The following is a 1,790-nucleotide window of genomic DNA, read 5'->3' as shown; positions in this document are numbered from 1 at the left end:
GAGTATCTAGGGTTGAGTTTCGGGGGTGGGTGGGAAGCGGCGGTTCGGTGTTGGTCGAGACAGCGGTCGGACCGCGCCAAAGGCTGAGCTTTGCCTAAGCCGGAAGGCGGACGCTTCTAGCTGGAACGATAGTCCCACAGCCTGCTCAGATGTTGCGAATAAAACTCGTCACCCTCCCTAGGGAAGCGCTCGTCGTATCGATTGAGTAAAATGTATTTTTAGGCAGTTATGCTAATAATTATTTTTCATATCCATCAGATTTACAATGAGTTTTGGAAACGAGATCAGCACGTCATCGATAAACTTCTCGACGAGCATCAGAGAGCGATCATCGGCCGGCGACGTGGCCGTGACCGACTTCGAGATCGCATGCTGCCAAATCTGCGGCCTATAGCGGACCAATGAGCCGAGCAGGTATACCCCGAGGAACTGCAAAGAATATTCGTTGAGAGTGACACTTCCGATCGGCTGGATGGCGCAGTGGTAAGCGCCTTTGTCGAAGCCACCTGCCATCGGAGGTAAAATATTGACAGGATCTGAATGTTCCAAACCGTCCCAGGGAACAGCTTGGAAGCTACCGCCTTGTAACTGGATTAAGGACTCCTCTGATAGGTCATCGTGATCGAACACTGAATTATAGAATATAAGTACTGTGCTGTCCCAAGCAACCTGAGCGCTGTCGAGCCGCCAAGCTTGCAGGAATGGGTAATGCGCACGGAGCCTTGTCATTAACTGATGAAGCTGCCCTCGCGTTTTCGCAATGAATGGATCGTCGACCCGAATCGTTGAAGAATTATATATTTTATGATAATCTATAAATAGTGATTTTGGATGATTTTTGTATGTCTTAAAATATATTTTATTCAAAGATGGAATTCTAGACAGAATATCAACGATAGAAATATTCTTTCCGATCAACCCATCTACCGTCTCAAATGGCTTTGAAGCGCTCTTGTGCATCGAATTTTCGAAATAATTGAAACGAGACAACGGCGCAATTGCGTCGTTAAATTCTTTGAATGTCCCCCTTCTCTGGACCGAAACCATGAGATTATCAATACAGTTCGGAGCGCCAACATCTTTCAGACCATGCCCTTGCTCGAGGCTGATTAGCTTGTCATTCTTGATCGCTGCCGTGAGCGAGCGGGCGAAACTCAGAATACCATAGTAGACAAGCAAAGGCTTGATCTGGAGCGGAGCATCGGCCGCGGCTTCGAAGAATAAGCGTCCTTGCTGAATACTCACGGTGATATCCCTTGCGACCGCCGCGTTTGGTTCTCTGCCGAACGATCGTTTCACCACGGCGGTGATGTTGACGGTGCTCTCAAGGAATTTGATGTCGTACCAGTCGCCCGCCACAAAAAACCCCCCAATAGTTAGATAATGTAAATCTTAATCGGAGTTCATGGTGGAGCCAAGGGCACAGCCGATCGTCCGTTAGATTGCCTCGACCATGACTACAGCGTCAGCTGGGTCGGTCGGATTATGAGCCCGCTCCCGCTATCAGTTTGCACTCGTCTTTCTCGATTGCAGAGAGCCCTTATAGGGCACAATTCGCAACCGCTTTCGAGGGGAACCCACTATGAGCCAGACTTGGCCTACGCGCTGATTGCCCAGCAAGCTTGTGGAGAACAGACCTTCCTTAAGGTCGTCTTCGGATCACCTCACACCCCCGCCCCGTTGACATTCGCCCCCGATGGAGTCCTTTTATAAGAACAAAAGAGGAACATCATGCATGGGCGCGAGGGCATCGGGCGGCGCGAGAGCGAAGGGGTGGGGGATCCCTTGGC

Annotated in this window: 1 protein-coding gene; it reads right to left on the bottom strand. The window is 50.2% G+C overall.

Annotation, left to right across the window (positions count from 1 at the left end):
- Positions 1-231 precede the first annotated feature (231 nt).
- The gene (locus K9U41_RS22685; RefSeq protein WP_282643101.1) at positions 232-1,359 is read right to left on the bottom strand and encodes a YaaC family protein; all 1,128 of its coding nucleotides are present in this window, start codon (positions 1,357-1,359) and stop codon (positions 232-234) included.
- Positions 1,360-1,790: the final 431 nt, after the last annotated feature.

This window comes from Xanthobacter autotrophicus (assembly GCF_029991245.1).
In the GTDB taxonomy this organism is placed as follows: domain Bacteria; phylum Pseudomonadota; class Alphaproteobacteria; order Rhizobiales; family Xanthobacteraceae; genus Xanthobacter; species Xanthobacter autotrophicus_C.
This window is presented reverse-complemented; position numbering and strand designations above follow the sequence as displayed.